The organism is Celeribacter halophilus, from assembly GCF_018860305.1.
Lineage (GTDB): Bacteria > Pseudomonadota > Alphaproteobacteria > Rhodobacterales > Rhodobacteraceae > Celeribacter > Celeribacter halophilus_A.
Genome location: NZ_JAHKPE010000030.1, coordinates 137,453 through 154,492, shown reverse-complemented (window position 1 = coordinate 154,492; position 17,040 = coordinate 137,453). Strand labels below are relative to the sequence as shown.

At 56.0% G+C, this 17,040-nt stretch carries 13 protein-coding genes and 2 pseudogenes; 5 read left to right on the top strand and 10 right to left on the bottom strand.

What is annotated here, in order from left to right:
* Both KO492_RS11825 and istB read left to right on the top strand, forming a co-directional pair.
* Positions 1-381, top strand: a pseudogene (locus KO492_RS11825) (IS21 family transposase); the annotation flags it as partial.
* A complete protein-coding gene (istB, locus tag KO492_RS11820) occupies positions 371-1,162 on the top strand; it encodes an IS21-like element helper ATPase IstB (RefSeq protein WP_216045141.1) in 792 nt (263 codons plus the stop codon). The pseudogene KO492_RS11825 and the gene istB, both read left to right, overlap by 11 nt.
* 72 nt (positions 1,163-1,234) lie before the next feature.
* On the opposite strand, the pseudogene KO492_RS11815 reads toward istB, so the two are convergent.
* The 3 genes and pseudogenes from KO492_RS11815 to KO492_RS11805 form a co-directional block, all read right to left on the bottom strand.
* Positions 1,235-1,438, bottom strand: a pseudogene (locus tag KO492_RS11815) (transposase); the annotation flags it as partial.
* A gap of 73 nt (positions 1,439-1,511) precedes the next feature.
* On the bottom strand, positions 1,512-1,871 hold the full coding sequence (locus KO492_RS11810; protein WP_216045140.1) for an Hpt domain-containing protein: 360 nt from the start codon (positions 1,869-1,871) through the stop codon (positions 1,512-1,514).
* Positions 1,872-1,939: 68 nt separating this feature from the next.
* The gene (locus KO492_RS11805; protein ID WP_216045139.1) at positions 1,940-2,920 is read right to left on the bottom strand and encodes a response regulator; all 981 of its coding nucleotides are present in this window, start codon (positions 2,918-2,920) and stop codon (positions 1,940-1,942) included.
* Between the two features lie 335 nt (positions 2,921-3,255).
* Between KO492_RS11805 and KO492_RS11800 the strand changes: the two genes are divergently transcribed.
* The 3 genes from KO492_RS11800 (at position 3,256) to KO492_RS11790 (ending at position 7,014) form a co-directional block, all read left to right on the top strand.
* On the top strand, positions 3,256-3,639 hold the full coding sequence (locus KO492_RS11800; RefSeq protein WP_216045138.1) for a response regulator: 384 nt from the start codon (positions 3,256-3,258) through the stop codon (positions 3,637-3,639).
* A 359-nt stretch (positions 3,640-3,998) separates the two neighbouring features.
* Entirely contained in the window at positions 3,999-4,943 is a 945-nt protein-coding gene (locus KO492_RS11795) for a response regulator (RefSeq protein WP_216045137.1), read from the top strand.
* A gap of 298 nt (positions 4,944-5,241) precedes the next feature.
* On the top strand, positions 5,242-7,014 hold the full coding sequence (locus KO492_RS11790; protein ID WP_354668238.1) for a sensor histidine kinase: 1,773 nt from the start codon (positions 5,242-5,244) through the stop codon (positions 7,012-7,014).
* Positions 7,015-7,018: 4 nt separating this feature from the next.
* Here KO492_RS11790 and fdhD read toward each other — a convergent pair whose 3' ends face one another.
* From fdhD to KO492_RS11755, 7 genes are all read right to left on the bottom strand, one after another.
* On the bottom strand, positions 7,019-7,831 hold the full coding sequence (gene fdhD, locus KO492_RS11785; RefSeq protein ID WP_216045136.1) for a formate dehydrogenase accessory sulfurtransferase FdhD: 813 nt from the start codon (positions 7,829-7,831) through the stop codon (positions 7,019-7,021).
* Positions 7,824-8,120: a hypothetical protein gene (locus KO492_RS11780; protein ID WP_216045135.1), complete on the bottom strand. Its 297-nt coding sequence runs from the start codon at positions 8,118-8,120 to the stop codon at positions 7,824-7,826. The genes fdhD and KO492_RS11780 overlap by 8 nt, the downstream gene beginning before the upstream one ends.
* Before the next feature lie 3 nt (positions 8,121-8,123).
* Positions 8,124-10,421 carry an FdhF/YdeP family oxidoreductase gene (locus tag KO492_RS11775; protein WP_216045134.1) on the bottom strand — a complete coding sequence of 766 codons (2,298 nt, stop codon included), beginning with the start codon at positions 10,419-10,421 and terminating at the stop codon, positions 8,124-8,126.
* 99 nt (positions 10,422-10,520) lie between these two features.
* Positions 10,521-12,224, bottom strand: a complete 1,704-nt coding sequence (locus KO492_RS11770) for an OFA family MFS transporter (RefSeq protein WP_216045133.1) — start codon at positions 12,222-12,224, stop codon at positions 10,521-10,523.
* 264 nt (positions 12,225-12,488) lie between these two features.
* The gene (locus KO492_RS11765; RefSeq protein ID WP_216045132.1) at positions 12,489-14,477 is read right to left on the bottom strand and encodes a sensor histidine kinase; all 1,989 of its coding nucleotides are present in this window, start codon (positions 14,475-14,477) and stop codon (positions 12,489-12,491) included.
* Positions 14,478-14,480: 3 nt separating this feature from the next.
* Positions 14,481-15,851, bottom strand: a complete 1,371-nt coding sequence (locus tag KO492_RS11760; protein WP_216045131.1) for a sigma-54-dependent transcriptional regulator — start codon at positions 15,849-15,851, stop codon at positions 14,481-14,483.
* A 69-nt stretch (positions 15,852-15,920) separates the two neighbouring features.
* Positions 15,921-17,039, bottom strand: coding sequence for an ABC transporter permease (locus KO492_RS11755; RefSeq protein ID WP_216045130.1), 1,119 nt, complete (start codon positions 17,037-17,039; stop codon positions 15,921-15,923).
* Between the last annotated feature and the right edge of the window lies 1 nt (position 17,040).

Here is a 17,040-nt window from a genome sequence, read left to right as displayed (position 1 = left end):
GCGGATAATGGCTCGCTCCATCGCAAACCCGGCGCACTGCGCAATGGTGCGCCATTCATGGAGATGCCGGACGCCTTCCGCCGCCTACAAGATCACATGTTGCGCAAAGAGGGTGGTGATCGGGAGATGGTCGATATCTTGTCCCTCATTCTTCATCATGATGAAGCTGCGGTTCTGCGCGCGGTAGAGCTGGCACTGGAGGCAGGCGTACCGACCAAGACACACATCTTGAACCTGCTTCACAGGCTGATTGACCCCAAGAAAACCGATCTTCCGGAGATCGACCCTCCAGACGCTCTGGCCTTGGAAACGGCCCCCAAAGCCAATGTCGATCGCTATGACGACCTCAGACAAACAAAGGAGAAGCGTCATGCGTCATGATCCAGCGGGAGCCTCGATTGTGATCATGCTCCGCAGCCTCAAACTGCATGGCATGGCGCAAGCGGTTGATGATCTGATAGCGCAGGGTGCGCCAGCGTTTGAGACTGCAACGCCGATCCTGTCCCAACTGCTCAAGGCTGAAATGGCAGAACGGGAAGTGCGGTCGATCGCCTACCATACGAAGGTGGCCCGTTTCCCGTCTTACAAGGATCTTACAGGGTTCAACTTCAAATCCAGCGACATCAATGAAGCCACAGTCCGGCAGTTGCATCGCGGCGAATTCATGGAGAACGCAGAAAACGTAGTTCTGATCGGTGGCCCAGGTACAGGGAAAAGCCACATCGCCACCGCCATCGGTGTGCAGGCCATCGAACATCACAGATGCAAAGTCCGCTTCTTCTCGACCGTGGAACTCGTCAATGCACTGGAGCAGGAAAAATCTGCGGGGAAGGCTGGCAAAATTGCAGAGATGCTCACCAAAACCGATTTGGTCATTTTGGATGAACTCGGCTACCTGCCCTTCAGCCCATCAGGAGGCGCATTACTCTTCCATCTCCTGAGTAAGCTCTACGAGCGCACCAGTGTGATCATTACCACCAATCTCAGCTTCAGTGAATGGGCACAGGTCTTCGGCGATGCAAAAATGACAACTGCATTGCTCGACCGGCTCACCCACCGTTGTCACATCCTCGAAACTGGAAACGACAGCTACCGCTTCAAAGTCAGTTCCGAAACCGCCAAAAAAACGCGAAAGGAGACCCCACAATTGACTGCCAAATAAACGCTGATACATAGATAAGGGTGGGTCAATTCTCGGTGGAAATACCGGGTCACGTCTCAGCGGAAATCAACAGCTCCAGCGTTTCCAACGATTATAGAGCGTCTTCGGCGGGCCGTATTCTTTCGGCGCATCGCACCACCGTAAGCCATTGCGGTTTATGAAGATTATCCCACTCAACACGCGCCGATCATCAACCCTCGGCTTGCCATGGCTCTTGGGAAAGAACGGCCGCAGTCGCGCCATCTGTTCGTCGGTCAGCCAAAATAGATGGCTCATGATACCCCCTGAAAGCTTGGGGATTTGAATCATGCAACTAATGCAATCTCAAGTCGATTAATGGGCCCTGAACCTAGCTGGCGTCAATAATAGCGTCTTCCATATGATCCAGAAGCGTCTCGACCTGACCTGTTAAAATGTCTTTGACGTCCGCAGACTGATCGAATTGCGCAAGGATGCCCTCGATCTCCGCCGCAGTTGACCCAAGTTCCGGATACCCCACCGTTGCGGCAATACCGCTAAGCCGGTGGACGATGAAAGACAGCTCTTTCTGCGCCTCCACGTCAGCGGGATTGCGCATGATCTCGATGTGAAGGGTTTCGACTTCAGGCAATCGCTCGCAGACAGTGTCAATGAAGCGCAAGCGGGTCTCTTCAATCGCTTTCTGAAGAGCGGGTGGCAGTTCGGAGCGGGCAGAATTCTGGGTCGTCATATCTCGCAATCCTTTGCACGAAATGCCTGCCCGCCCCCACGCAACATCCCCGTGCATATTCCTGTGCTTTAAGCGAACATCATATTCACGCGCGCTCGTTTGGGAGTATTCCGTTCCTTGGACACACTCATAAGAGCCCGATTGAACATTTTTTGCGGCGTGGAGTCAAACATCGACATTTTGACCACGTCACCGGCTGAAACCGTGACATCCATAGGGACGGTTTCTCCGCCGATCAGCCCAAACTCGCGCAGGGTCAAGGACAACTCGGCCTCAACCTCGTCGCGATCCAACTGAACCGTGCGCGGAAGAACGGCGATGAATTTGCCCTCTCCGGCATAGGAAATCATCGGATCATACTGACGGGTGTTTTCAAAAATAGCCTCGGACACATCGGTCAGAATGTCATAAAACTCAACGGGCGTGCTCAAAGAGAAAAGCCGCTCGGGACGGTCGATCTGAAACGCAATAGCGCTGAACATGAACCTCTGAACATGGGACATACGGTGGAGATAGTTCTCCATTTCCGTGCTGCCGATCACGCGCGGGACGTCATAGATGATCACAGGGTCTGCAAATTCGAACTGTGTGTCTGAAGCAGGATGCGCGCTGGCTCCCATTCCGAGGCGCAAATCTGCCTCGCGGTTTTGCGCCTCTTGCGCCCGCGTTTGTTCCTCAAACAACATCTGCGCCACACGCAACCGGGCGTGCATCTCGGTGATGTCGATGGGCTTGGTCATATAGTCGGTGGCGCCCTGCATGAAGGCGGCGTCGACATGGGCCTTGTCCTTCATGGAGGTCAGCATGATGATCGGTGTCTGGCGATATTCGGGAAGCGCGCGGATGTGACCACAAAGCTCGATCCCGTCCATTTCCGGCATTTGAATGTCGAGGAATATGGTCGAGAATCTCTCATCACCTGCGATGATGAGCTCAAGCGCCTCGCGTCCACTTTCCGCACATTGAATGTCTTCGTAACCATCACTCCGGAGAATCTCTTCAATCAGAGTCCGGATATTTCGATCATCATCAACCACCAGTATTGCCATATCAGCCTCCAAAGCCTCAGGAAAACAGCCCTATTGCTTTAGAACTATCGGCAAAGTTGTCACAAAAGCGGGCCGAATTGCGGCAGAACTAAGTTTGGGGTAAAAAGAGAAAAAACCAGACCGCATAAAGCGTATAAGATGTTGATTTAACTAATTAATATAATTTTACAAAATATTAGTAATTTTGGCATCCCTGACAGAATCTCCTCTGCCATCATGGTATTCAAAGGCAGGAAAAGACCCAAAATAGAGCCGTTCAACGGACAAAGCGCGATTTTGTGATTCCACTCTGGCGTGTGCTTGTTTGAAGCAAGCGAAAGGTGTATTGAAACGCTATGACTGAATTACGCCGCATCATGCATATCGAAGATGATCCCGACATTCGTGAAATCACACGCATGTCTCTGGAACTCGTTGGCGGGTTTGACGTCATTCAGTTCGAAGGTGGCGACATCGCCCTTGAAAACCTGCCGAACGACGCGCCCGACATGATTTTGCTTGATGTCATGATGCCGGTCATGGACGGGATCGAGACATATGCGAGGCTCAGAGAAATCGACGCCTATAAGGATGTGCCGATCATCTATGTGACCGCCAAGACATCCAAGTCGGATTTCAAACACCTGAAAGAAAACGGTGCGCTGGACGTCATTATAAAGCCCTTTGAACCGATGGAACTGCCCGACCAGCTTCGCGCGATCTGGGCCAGCATCGCTTAGGCATGCCTTTTTCACCGCAAAGTTGAATCCATGTAGGACGCTGCGTCACCGGCATCGGTTTTGCGAAGGCGTATCAAATAAGATGTGGTGCTGCCAATCCACGATATGAGATATTCAATATCTTGATGATATTTTGACCATCATGAAACCCCCACTTCATACCGGATATTGCTAATGCGGCTTACCTTCCGAAAACGCTATCGGCGATTTTCCACCTAAAGAGAGTGCAAAGCTGCCGATGACAACTTTAAGCTGCAATTCACCATAATTTTGCCAAGGTTGAACTATAGTTTTTACCTCAACCATTGCGCATGCGCGCATAAAGTCGAGTGAAATTCTAACCTTAGCAGGGAGAAGTTATGCGAATCCTGATTGTTGACGATGACCCGCTTATTCGTGATTTGGTTCGCACCGTGCTGCGGCAGGACCAGACCAACGAAGTTGTGGTCGCGGCCTCCGGTCCTGCGGCGCTGGATATTCTCCAGCATGAAGACGAGCTTTTCGAAATGCTCATGCTCGACATCGAGATGCCGGAAATGGACGGGATCGAACTGTGCCGGTCCATCCGAAAGCTTCCCGATTACAAGACCACTGCGATCGTCATGCTCACGCGAAAGTCCGGCCTCTCGGATATCGAGGGAGCCTTTGCTGCTGGTGCGACGGATTACATCACCAAGCCTTTCGATGTGAAAGACATTCAACCGCGTCTTAAAATTGCGCAGCGCAAGATGCGCGACGATTGTCTTACGGTGGCCCGCGAGGTTCTGACTGACCCCACATCCGAAGACAGCAAGGCGCTGGAGTTCGCTTTGGAGACTCCCGTTCGCATCACCGATGTTGAACAGCACACTGACCCTTTCTCCCTCGGCAATTACCTGTCGCAACTCAACCGCAAGAAAATCGATCAAAGCGTTGTCTTTGCGGTGCAGATCAATTCTTTCAACCGGATTTTTGCCACACTGTCGCCGCTTCAGGTCTTGTCGATATTGGTCGAGGTTTCCGAGGGGATCAGCGCGACGGCCAAGGGGCGTCGCCTTCTCAATGCCTATTTCGGCTCCGGCGCATTTTTGTGCATCAGTTCGAGTGATGCGCTTGAAGATTGGCACAACATCGGGAGCAGCATAAACGAAATCCTTGGTGCGTCAGAGGCTATAGGCGCGATGGAGATCGGCAGAGACGTCACTGTGACGGTCGGTCGCCCCTTCCGTCCTGCCGCCCACCGCACCCAAAGAGTGCGCAAGACCTTTGATCGCGCTTTGGTACAACTTGACAGACGGGCTCAGGTCGGGAGACGCTCTCCGTAAGAGCCGCCCTACCCCTTTCGGCCCCCGTCGCATCACAGACAAAATCCGCGAAAGCCCCCGCCTTGCGTTGACCGCACAGAACGCGGCTTGAATGCACCTTGGGGCGGACAGTTGCGCGCTCTGCATCCCGATTGTTCACATGGCTGTTCGCAATTTGCCCATAATTCGTCACCGACACACCTTTAAACGAGAGTAATACATTCAAGTTTCTCGTTTTAAGTGTTCAACCGTCGCGGTTCTGTCTAACGTCGGCAGAACCAATGGATGAATTTGCAAAACAGGGGTCTGTGGGGAAACAATGATGATGTGCTTGGAGGGAGTCCCTGCAAATCCTATTTTCTGGTCCGTATGCGGTGTCTGCGCGATCGCGGCTCTGGGCTTGTTCACAACGCTGAAGCTCCAGAAGTTCAACGGTAAATTCTATTATGCCCATACTTTCGGGGCCTTGATCTGGACGTTGCTCTCGGTCGGTTTTGAATCTGCATCCACAGATTTCGACTGTCAGTTCCAATGGGCCATTCTGGCATGGCCGGGCAATGCGATGGTACCAATCGCGTGGTGTTTCTTTGTCTTTGCCTATGTCGATCATGCCGCCTGGCTCAAAAAGCGCATCGTCTTCGCGGCACTCACCTTGATCCCCTTGGCGATCTTGGCATTCGCCGCCACCAATCCGTGGCACAAGCTCGTCTATACAGATGCGACGCGTATCCTTCCGGGAGCAGACCATATCCATTATGTTCATGGTCCCGGCTTTTATGTCATCGTCTCCATCCTTTATGCCTTTGTCGTACCGACCCTTTGGTGTCTCGCCAAGGCCTTTAAACGTGCGAAGCGGACAGCTTGGCCCCTGCTGATCACACTGCTGTTGATCACCATCACACCGCTGACCGCAAATGCGTCCTATGTCATTCTTGGCTTTACCATCTTCGGACTTGATCCAACCTCCTTCATGTTCACGCTGGGCATCATCATTTTCACATGGATGCTTCTGACAAACAAAACCATGGATATGGCTTTCGTCGGCCAGTCCGCCCTGTTCAACACGATGACAGAGCCAGTCATTATGATCGACCGTTTTCAAAATATCATGCAGATGAACGCGGCGGCAAAACAAAGCGGCCTGCATCAAAAATCGGGCAACACTCTCACAGAGATACTCGCGAACATCAAGAACATGACACCCTCAGGGAGCCCCGATCAACTCTGTATCGGAGACAGGATCTATGAGCCCCGTATCCGCGAAATCGAAAGCCCGCTTGATCCGGCGAAAACCATTCTGGGCTGGAGCATCACCTTTGTCGACATCACCGACAGGATCGCCGTCAGTGCGGCTCTGGAAGAGGCGCTGCAACGGGCCGACGAGGCCAGCCGCGCGAAAGACGAATTTATTTCTGTCGTCAGCCACGAGTTGCGCACACCTTTGACCTCTCTCACAGGTGGTTTGTCCCTTGCTCTGAGCGGTCGCCTCGGAGAGGTCAACGATCCCATCCTGTCACTTCTCAAGATCGCGCATCGAAATGGCCTGCGCCTGACGCGGTTGATCGACAACATCTTGCTGACCCAGAAAATCAACGTCAATGCGCTGAATCTGGAGAGCAAGCCGGTCAACCTTACCCAACTGCTCGAAGAGAGCCTCGAAGAGAACAAGATGTTCGCGACCGAGCGCGGCATTGAACTTGCCTTGAAAGATGTGGATCGGGACGCCGTCGTCACCGGAGACGCTTTTGCCATCCGTCAGATCATCGACAACCTCCTCTCGAACGCCATCAAGTTCTCGGTCGAGAACGGCGTCGTAGAAGGCACGGTCAAAGCATCAAACGGACTGGCCACATTGTCGATCACCAACTCCGGCCGCGGCATTCCTGCCGGCATGGAAAGTCAGGTCTTTGGTCGCTTCGAACAGGTGAACGACAAGGTTGAAAGCTACACCCAAGGGTCCGGTCTCGGCCTGCATATCTCAAGAAATCTGGCCGAAAAAATGTTAGGGAATATCTTTTACGAAAGTGAAGAAGGCCACAAAACGACATTTTTTGCCACTTTCCCCATCGCCTCAACGGCTGACAAGGACTAAAGCCTCACACGCACCGCTCTGCGCCGGTGAATATGTCGAAACATCCAGCGCGGCAAAACGCAATGAGGGTCATGCCGACCTCCCGCGCGGTCTCGACGGCCAGACTGCTTGGCGCGGAAACGCCGATCAACGTCGGGCAGCCGATCATCGCCGCTTTCTGCACAAGGTCCACCGAGAGCCGCGAGGTCATCACGATGGCGCCGCTTTGCGGATCAATCCCGTCACGGATCAACGCGCCGCAAAGCTTGTCGAGCGCATTATGGCGACCAACATCTTCGCGTGTCGGATATATCCCTTGTTCAGGGATGAGAAATCCAGCCGCATGGGCGGCGCGGGCTTGGTCGTGGAGCGGCTGACAGGCACGGAGTGCGTCGGGGGCCTGCGCGATCTCCTCTGCCGAAAGCCGGACACCGGCCCCCACTGGCGGCACATTGCGCAGCGCTTCATCCAGACTGTCGATCCCGCAAAGCCCGCAGCCCATCGGCCCCAAAGCGGCACGACGTCGGGCGAGAAATGCATCAGCGGCAGTATCCACAAGCCAGAACCGTGCTTCGGTGCCTTTGTCATGGACAATCTCTTCGAACCGCTCGATCTCGGCGAGGCTCTTCACATAGCCCTCAGTCAGCGCGAAGCCCAAGGCAAAGTCCTCGATATCTTGTGGCGATGCCATCATGACCGCCACAGTCGTGCCGTTGAACACAATCGCCACAGGCCGCTCTACCACCAAATCCCGTGTGATCTGGCGCTCCCCCTCACGGGTCCATGTGGTGCTTGCGTGGCGCGCCACGACATCGGAAACGGTTGGTTGTTCAATCATCTTTGGCCTCGAAAAGCGCATCTCCGGCCTCTGTAAGCCGGTAAAAGACGCGCGAGGTTCGCACGTCTTTGCGTTCGGTTTCGATGAGACCCAGCTCTTGTTCAAGACTGGTGCATTCGCGGATCACCAAAGCATGGGCCAGATCGAAAATCCGCGCAAAACTCCGGCTGTCCTTGGCAATCCCGAGATGCGTGGCCGCCAATATCATCGGCCCCATAGGGCTGAGATATGGCAGGCCAGTGCTTTGCGCGGCGTGAAAGGCCGCTTCGAAGTCTTCTTCTTGCGACATGCCTTATGCGCTTTGATGCGGTTCGATCTTCACAATCACCGATTTCGAGGTCGGCGTATAGCTTTGATCGCCCACAGTCTGATGCGGCACCAGTTCGTTCATTTCGGGATAGTAGCCCGCAAGACAACCATAGGGTGTGTCATAGGGCACAACGCGGAACCCCTTACAGGCGCGGTGACGCCCGTCATCGAAGCAACCGATCAGATCGACCAGATCGCCATCCGACAGCCCGTTCTTCTCCATATCCTTCGGATTGATGAAGACAACATTGCGGATGCCGTAGACGCCGCGATAGCGGTCATCCATGCCGTAGATCGTGGTGTTATACTGGTCGTGCGAGCGGAAGGTTTGCAGAACAAACTTGCCATTCTCGCCTTTGACCTCCTGCCACTCCGTCCGGTCCCGCAGATCATCCGTGCCGAAATTGGCGAGGCCCGTTGTGGTTTTCCACTCGCGATGAGAGGCCGAATTGCGCAGCCAGAAGCCCCGCGGTTTGCGCACCTGCGTGTTGAAATCTCCGAAACTCGGCAACACCCGCGCAATCATGTCGCGGATCTTGTCATAATCTTCGGCCATTTCGTCCCAGTTCACCACATCGCTACCCAAGGTCGCCTTGGCCATACCAGCGATGATGCCGATCTCGGATTTCAGCGATTTGGATGCCGGCAGGTTGATGCCCGACGAGCCGTGCACCATCGACATGGAGTCCTCGACGGTGATCATCTGACGCTCGCCTTTGGAATTGCGGTCGATCTCCGTGCGACCCAGACAGGGCAGGACATAGGAGGCTTTACCCGGCATAAGATGCCCGTGGTTGAGCTTTGTGGCGATGTTCACCGTCAGGTCGAGATTGCGGAAGGCATCCGCGACCAGCGAACTGTCCGGCACCGCGCGCGCGAAATTGCCGCCAAGAGCGACAAAGGCTTTCACAGTCCCTTCGAGCATGGCGCCAATGGCGTGGGTCACATTGTGCCCCGGCTCACGCGGCAAGGTGACGCCCAGTTCTTTTTCCAGAGCATCGAGGAAGGCCGCAGGGGCCTTTTCGTTGATCCCCACTGTGCGGTCGCCCTGCACATTGGAGTGCCCGCGCACCGGACAAAGCCCCGCCCCCTCACGGCCAATATTGCCTTTGAGGAACATGAAAGAGGCGATCTCGCGGATGGTTTGCACGGAATGCAGGTGTTGCGTAACGCCCATAGCCCAAGTGGTGATGACGCGCTCGGCCTTGAGATACATCTCCGCGGCGCGGGTGATCTCGTCGCGGCTCAGGCCGGATTGTTCTTCGATGATCTCCCAAGAGGTCGCACGCACCATATCGCACCAGCCTTCGAAACCGGAGGTGTGTTCGCGGATAAAGTCATGGTCGAGAATGGGGGGGCGCCCCTCGGCCTTGGCACGATCCTCGGCCTCAAGCACGACCTTGGACATGCCACGGAATACCGCCATGTCGCCACCCAGACGCGGGCGGTAATAGTCGGTCGATGTCGGCTCGGCCCCGCCTGTGAGCATCTCCAGCTTTTTCTGCGGGTCGGCGAATTTGGTCAGGCCTTTTTCCTTGAGCGTGTTGAAGACACAGACCTTCGCCCCGCGCTCCACCGCTTCGCGCAGGCTGGCGAGCATACGCGGGTGGTTGGTGCCGGGGTTTTGACCGACGCAGTAAATCAGATCACATTTCTCGAAATCATCGAGCAACACGGTGCCTTTACCAACGCCAATTGCCTGCGTCAGAGCGACACCGCTGGCTTCGTGGCACATGTTGGAACAGTCGGGGAAATTGTTGGTCCCGTAGAGACGCACGAAAAGCTGATAGAGGAACGCTGCCTCGTTGCTGGCACGGCCTGACGTGTAGAATTCCGCCTGATTGGGGTCTTCCAAGGCATTGAGCGCTTCGGCAATGCCGTCGAATGCGTCCTGCCAGCTTACCTCTTCGTAGTGATCCGTCTCCGGATTGTAACGGATCGGCGTGGTCAGACGTCCCGCATGTTCGAGATCATAATCCGTCCAGCCCTGCAATTCCGTGACCGAATGTTCGGCAAAAAACTCCGGTGTTACGCGGGCCTTGGTGGCCTCCCACGCAACCGCTTTCACACCGTTCTCACAAAACTCGAAAGACGACCCGTGCTCGGGATCGCCCCAAGCACAGCCGGGACAGTCGAACCCGTCGGCCTGATTGAGGCTCAAGAGCGTCTTGGCGCGACTCACCGGACTGCCGGTGCCCATCAGTTGACGGCCCACGCTTTTCAACGCGCCCCATCCACCGGCTGCGCCGGAAGGCTTTTTGATACAATCGTCTTTGGTCATAGTGCGTATCCCTTGCTTAGCTTTACGCCTGTCTCTTGAGGGGACGTAGCGCAGGGCCACCCTTAAAAAGAGCGGCCCCACACAATCGGTTTGTGTCGCTTATTCGGCGGCAACAGCCTCTGGATGCGTGCGGCTGACGTGATGCTTTTCGTGCACCGGTCGTACCAGCAAATTCGCAAAGAATGCAATCACCAGCAGTGCAGCCATGCAATACATCGTCGTATTGTAGAGCGTCGATGTCGGGTCAATAGTCCCTGCCGGTGCAATTTCGAGCAGGTTCGCAATCGTCACCGTATTGGCCGCCATCAGGTCATTCAGTTGGCTGACGGGCGCACCGAACTTCTCGGCAAAGGTCGCGGGATCAACCTTTGACGCGAGATCGGCAATGGCGTTTTCCTTGGACATTTTGCGCAAGGTTGTGATCGCCAGCGGACCAAGCACCCCTGCGGTGGACCATGCGGTCAGCAAACGCCCGTGGATGCCGCCAACGTGGAAGGTGCCGAAGACATCTGCCAGATAGGCCGGAATGGTCGCGAAACCGCCGCCATACATGGTAAAGATCACCATGGTTGCAACGTAAAACCCGATCAGCGCCGGAGTGCCCCCCATCGAGGCAAAGAACGGCACAGAGAGGTAGAGCGCCGTGCCCATCACGAAGAAGATGTGATAGGTGTTCTTGCGCCCGACAAAGTCGGATGCGGAGGCCCAGAAGAAACGGCCCAGCATGTTGAACACGGAAATCATGAACACATAGGTGCTGGCGAACGCCGCCGTCACGATCGGCAGGTTGCCGAAAATCTCGTCCATCATGGTCTTCGCCACACCGATCACACCGATACCGGCGGTCACGTTGAAGCAGAGCACAATCCACAGCAGCCAGAATTGCGGCGTTTTGAGCGCCTGATCGATGTGGACATGGTTTTGCGACACCATACCGGAGGTGGTGGGTTTGGGTTCCCAGCCTGCCGGTTTCCAGTTTTTCGCAGGGACCCGATATTGGAATGAGGCGATCTGCATAACGACGAAGTAGATGATCCCCAAGGTGACAAAGGTCGCAGCCGCGCCTGTATCCCCGGTGCCGACCACATAGACGCCCGCGTCACCGCCAAACGGTGCGGCTTGGGCCGCCGTGGCAACAATAACCTCGACCGTGCCGTTTGCAGTGTCTGCGAAACGCTTGCCGCCCTCGGTGATGAGGTTGATCGCACCTTCGGCGCCGAGGAAGTCGGGGGCTTTCTGGAAGGTGGTGAGCAGCTTGTCGATCAGGACTTTCCCGACCATCGCACCGCCGCCAAAGCCCATGATGGCCATGCCGGTCGCCATACCACGACGGTCAGGGAACCAGCGCAGCAGGGTGGACACAGGAGAAACATACCCAAGGCCAAGACCGATCCCCCCGATCACGCCATAGCCAAGGTAGATGAGCCACAACTGGTGCGAGGCAATGCCCAGAGACCCGATCAGGAAGCCGCCGCCCCAGCAGAAACCGGCCACAACGCCGACAAACCGCGGGCCGACTTTCTCAAGCCATTTGCCGCCAAAAGCAGCCGATAGGCCGAGAAACAGGATGGCCACAGAAAAGATCCAGACCACGGAGGTCAGCGACCAATCCGACGCGGCAGGCGTCAGAACGCCAAATTCGCGGGTCAAAGCGGGGTTGAACAAGGACCACGCGTAAACCGATCCGATACACAGGTGGATCGCGATAGAAGCCGGCGGCACGCGCCAGCGGTTATAGCCCTCAGGGGCCACGATATTCTCTTTGCGCAGGAAGCCAAGCGGCCCCGCTCCTGAAACTGACATGAAGTTTCCTCCGATCTGTGGGGCTCTGCGGCCCCTTCTTGCGTGCGCGACCTGTTTTCGGGTGCGTACAAACGTCACTCCGCGACCAGATGTCGCGCAATGGCTGAGGAATTGCCATTTCAAGTCTGGAATTGTCAAACTAAAATAATAAATATAATCAAGAGGTTACAGAATTTCACCGCAGTGCAGAAAGGTAAGAATTACCATTTTCAACCGATGATGCGCTCGACCTGATGGACAAAATGTCCACTTTTTTAAAGCACCTCACTCTTCGTCAGGACAGAATGACGCAATCGGACACCAGACAGAAAAACTTGTGCCGCGTCCGCACATGCTCTCGACCGTGATGTTTCCCCCTGCCCGCTCGATCAAAGCCTGACTGATCGACAGGCCCAAACCTGTGCCTTCGGCCTGTTTCGTGGTGAAAAACGGATCGAAAACATGGTCGATCTGTTCGGCGGGAATGCCCGGACCTGTGTCATGCACCAGAATCGCCACACCATCCTTTCCGTTCTGCGCAAGGGGTTTCACTTCGACCGTCAAAGTCCCGCCCATGTTCATGGCCTGCGCTGCGTTGATGAAGAGATTGACCAGCACCTGTTGCAATTCGTTCTCGACAATCTCGATCAGTGGCACGTCGCTCTCGATCCGCCGCGTCTCGATCTTGTGCTGGCGCAAGTCTGCGGCGACCAGGACCAAGGCACTGTCCACCGCCTCCGAGACATTCACCAAGGAGGAATGATCCGACATTTCGCCTGATCTGGAAAAGCTCAACAATTTGCCAACAATCGTATTGATCCGCCGCGTCTGGGTTTCGATCAGGTCAAGCTCGGTCTCCACCTCCGATGTGATCTCATCGCTCAGACCAAGGCGCAAAAGCTCCATATTGCCCTGAATAACGGCAATCGGGTTGTTGATCTCATGGGCCACGCCGGCGGTGATCTCGCCCAGAGAGGCCAGCTTTTCCTTTAGAATGAGCTGGGCATAGGTGTCTTCGAGCTTCTGGTTGGCCTCGCGCAATTCCTGTGTCCTCTGGTCCACCAGATCATTGAGGTGATCGGCATAATCGCGGAGCGCCTCGTCGCGCTCTTTCACCTGATCCAGCAAACGGTCCAGATGGCGGGCCACAGCGCCGATTTCATCCTCGGCCTCCACAGTGCCGATACGGGCGCTCAGATTGCCGCCTTCCACTTGTTTCATCGTGGAGGTCATGCGCTCCAGCGGCGCGAACACTTCCCGCGCCATACGAAGGAACAACGGAGCGGCGAGGCAAAGCACCGCCAGAAACGCCAACCCAAGCGCCAGAACCGTGCCGTTGCGCTGATCCGCAAAGGGCTTTTCGAGAAAACCTGTATAAAGCATTCCGACGCGCCGCCCCGTCACATCGGTCAGCGGCATATAGCCCGAAACATACCAGTCATTGACCACAAAGGCACGATCCAGCCAAGGCTGCCCCTGTTCCACCACCTGATGCCAGACCACCTCTGTCACGCGTGTGCCAAGGGCACGGTCGCCCTCGAACAGGCGCACATTGGTGGAAATGCGGACATCATCAAGAAACAGCGTCGTTGTGCCTGCCCCCGACGGGGTCTCCGAGTCTGCGCCGTAAATCAGCGCGTTCATCCGGTCGATCACATCAAGGTTGCGGTTCAAAAGCCGCCCGCCAAAGAGATAACCGTCTGCGCCCTCGATCTTATTCGCCGCCCAAAGGATCAATCCGCGGTCTTCATGCTCCCTCTCCAGAGGCCGCGCGCCGGGGGTTGGCACAATACTCAACCGCGCCCGTTCTGACAGCCCTTCGCCCAGCCGCTCCAATTCGGAAGGTGCGACCACGATGAGACCGGAGAGCGAGGGCGTCGCGGAGGCCTCCAGCAACTTGCGCACGGTGTCCGGCACATCCGTCTGCGGCCCCAGTGTATCCACCATCAGAAAGTCCAGCCCCATGCGGCTTTGCGCATCGGCCAGATAGCGGTGCAAGGCGTCCTCGCCTTCCCCCATCGCCTGCGCCAACTGCCGCGAGTCTCCGACCGCCATAATGCTCTGGGCCTGCGCTTCTTCGATTTTCAGGAAATATTGCTCTGCAATCCGCAGATCACTCGTGACTTTCGCAATCAGAAGATCATCGAAACGCCCGATCCAATGCCACATGGTCACGCCCAGAAAGATGGGCAGTAGCACTGCAATCGGCAAAAGCGCCAGCGCCAGAAGTTTCAACCGCACATGGGTTTTGAGACGCGCCAGAAGCGGGGTCATGTGTTAAAGGCCCCACGCCTGACATTTGCGGTCAATGGTCTTGCGCGCCACGCCCAGAATACGCGCGGCCTCGGCCTTGTTGCCACCGCAGGTTTGCAAGACATTGAGGATATGGCGCTGTTCTACAGCTTCGAGGCTTTCCGTCTCTGTTCCGCCCACGTCCTGCAAGGCCCGGTCAAAACCTCCCTGAATGATGGCCCGCTCCACCACATTGCGCAGTTCCATCACATTGCCCGGCCAGTCATACGCCATCAGCCGCCGCTTCACCGAGGCGGTCAATTCGGGTGCCGCGCCCCCCATGCGCGAAGACAGGGTTTTCAGAAAGAATTCCGCAATTTCGATCACATCGCTTGGACGTTCACGCAAGGGTGGAAGCCAGATTTCATGGACATTCAGGAGGTAATACAAATCCGTCCGGAACCGCCCGCTTTCTACCGCTTCCTTCAAAGACTCCTTGCAGCAACAAACCACGCGAATGTCACTCTCGAAACTCCGGCCCCCCCCGACCGGCTGGAACCGGCCTGTGCTCAACCATTCGACAAGCGTATTCTGGCAATTCGCGGGCAACATATCCACGTCTTCAAGGAAGAGAACACCTCCTTCGGCGGTGCTCAAAATGCCTTCCGTCCCTGACGCATGGGGCCCGTCCACCCGTCCGAAAAGGCGTTCGCGGAATTCCTCTTGCGTTATGCCGAAACATGGCAGCCATGTGAAAGGCTGATGCGCACGAGGCGAAACGCTATGCAGCATCCGCGCGGCGATATGTTTGCCGGTGCCGGTTTCGCCTTCGATCACGACATGAGCATTGATGGCAGCGGCGCGTTCAATCGTCTCCCGCAGAGCCTGCGCCACCTGCGAAGAGCCGATAAAGCTGTCCCTCTGGCGCAAAAGATCGCTGCCTGCGGCGAGTTCCTGACGCAGCACGGAGTTTTGCCGTTTCAGTTCGGTCTTGGCGAGGCTTTTTGAAATCGCATTCAACACCTGATTGGAATGGAAGGGCTTCAACAGAAAGTCACTGACCCCCAGTCGCAACGCCTCGATGGCCGTGTCGAGATCGGCATAGGCCGTCATCAGGATGATGTCGGAACGCAGCCCGATCTGCCATTGGTCCGCCAGCCATTCCAGCCCCGTCATCCCCGGCATGATATTGTCGAGCATGATGACGTCATAGCTTTTGCCGTCCAGACATTCGGATGCCTCGACAGGGGTCGCCGCCACATCGACAAGGCGGCATTTGTCCGCGAGCGTCTTTTTCAGGAAATGACGCATACCGATTTCGTCATCCACCACGAGGATGGACGCCTTGGCCAATTCCGGTCCAAAGGCAGCCTTCACCCCGTTCTGTCCGTCTTCTGTGTGCGTGTTTTTGTTCATAAACGCATCTTTAATGCGTTTTGCCAAAAACGACATCACAGATTTTGCGCAACTTCCAGCGGGCTGGCCTTAGCTCAGGATTTTGCGGAACCGCGCCAGCACCAGAACCAGCGCGATCAGGGACATGGCCGCGATCTTCAACAGATCGGGATAGACCAGATCAAGCCCCGCGCCCCGATACAACACAGATTGCGCGAAAGACACGAAGTGGGTGGCGGGGCTGATCGTGTGCATCACAAGCTGGAGCCACTCCGGCATGGATTCAAGTGGCGTTATCCCGCCCGAGAGCAGGATCATGATAACGATCACCGGAATGGTCAGAAGCCCGAATTGCCCCATGTTATGGGTGAAACTCGCCAGCATCAGGCCCAGCGATCCTACCGAAATCACATAGAGGGCGGCCCCAAAGACATAAAGCCAGATGGACCCCGCAATCGGGACGCCCATCGCGCCCTGCACCACCAAGACGAGGCCCAGAACAGAGGCAATGAGGATCACACCTCCTGTGGCAAGGATTTTGGAGAACACAATCTCATGCGGGCGCACGGGCATCACCAGAACATGCTCGATCGTCCCACGCTCGCGTTCGCGGATCAGGGACGAGCCCGACAGAATCATCATCAGTATCGTGACGTTGTTCATCAACTGCATCACAGCTGTGAACCATCGCGCGGTCAAATTCGGATTGAAGCGGCTGCGGAACACCACGTTCACAAGATCGTCGTCTTCCACTCCCGGCGTCAGATAGTCCGACACGGTATCGGCCAGAAGCTCCGCCATGAAGGTCGAGCCGGTGCCCGCAAAAGCCACAGCGGTGGCATCGGCAAGGATCTGGATTTCCGCCTCATCACCTCGGCGCAGGTCTCGTTCAAGATGCGGCGGCAGGGCGACGACGAGCACATAGTCGCCATCAATCTGCGCCTGCGCGGCCTCTTGTGGACTCAAAAGCGCGGGCGGGGTGAACAGAGGCGCACGGATTTCATCAATGATCCGCGCCGTCAGCGGGCTGTGGTCTTCGTCCACCACAGCAACCGAGAGGTCTTGCACCTCTGTCGAGCCTGCATCGGACACCAGCCAGACGGCCGCGCTGAACACATAAATAATCAGGACAATCATCACCAGATCGCCGCGAATTGCACGCAGTTCCTTGACCGTGAGGCGGAGAATATTGGCAAGGCTTTTCAACATC

Coding starts and splice junctions, on each gene's coding strand:
- KO492_RS11805 (WP_216045139.1), bottom strand. CDS start 2,920: ATGGCAATACTGGTGGTTGATGATGATCGAAATATCCGGACTCTGATT.
- KO492_RS11780 (WP_216045135.1), bottom strand. CDS start 8,120: ATGTCGCAAGAAGAAGACTTCGAAGCGGCCTTTCACGCCGCGCAAAGC.
- KO492_RS11770 (WP_216045133.1), bottom strand. CDS start 12,224: ATGTCAGTTTCAGGAGCGGGGCCGCTTGGCTTCCTGCGCAAAGAGAAT.
- KO492_RS11795 (WP_216045137.1), top strand. CDS start 3,999: ATGCGAATCCTGATTGTTGACGATGACCCGCTTATTCGTGATTTGGTT.
- KO492_RS11790 (WP_354668238.1), top strand. CDS start 5,242: ATGATGATGTGCTTGGAGGGAGTCCCTGCAAATCCTATTTTCTGGTCC.
- KO492_RS11810 (WP_216045140.1), bottom strand. CDS start 1,871: ATGACGACCCAGAATTCTGCCCGCTCCGAACTGCCACCCGCTCTTCAG.
- KO492_RS11800 (WP_216045138.1), top strand. CDS start 3,256: ATGACTGAATTACGCCGCATCATGCATATCGAAGATGATCCCGACATT.
- KO492_RS11755 (WP_216045130.1), bottom strand. CDS start 17,039: ATGTTGAAAAGCCTTGCCAATATTCTCCGCCTCACGGTCAAGGAACTG.
- fdhD (WP_216045136.1), bottom strand. CDS start 7,831: ATGATTGAACAACCAACCGTTTCCGATGTCGTGGCGCGCCACGCAAGC.
- istB (WP_216045141.1), top strand. CDS start 371: ATGCGTCATGATCCAGCGGGAGCCTCGATTGTGATCATGCTCCGCAGC.
- KO492_RS11765 (WP_216045132.1), bottom strand. CDS start 14,477: ATGACCCCGCTTCTGGCGCGTCTCAAAACCCATGTGCGGTTGAAACTT.
- KO492_RS11775 (WP_216045134.1), bottom strand. CDS start 10,421: ATGACCAAAGACGATTGTATCAAAAAGCCTTCCGGCGCAGCCGGTGGA.
- KO492_RS11760 (WP_216045131.1), bottom strand. CDS start 15,851: ATGAACAAAAACACGCACACAGAAGACGGACAGAACGGGGTGAAGGCT.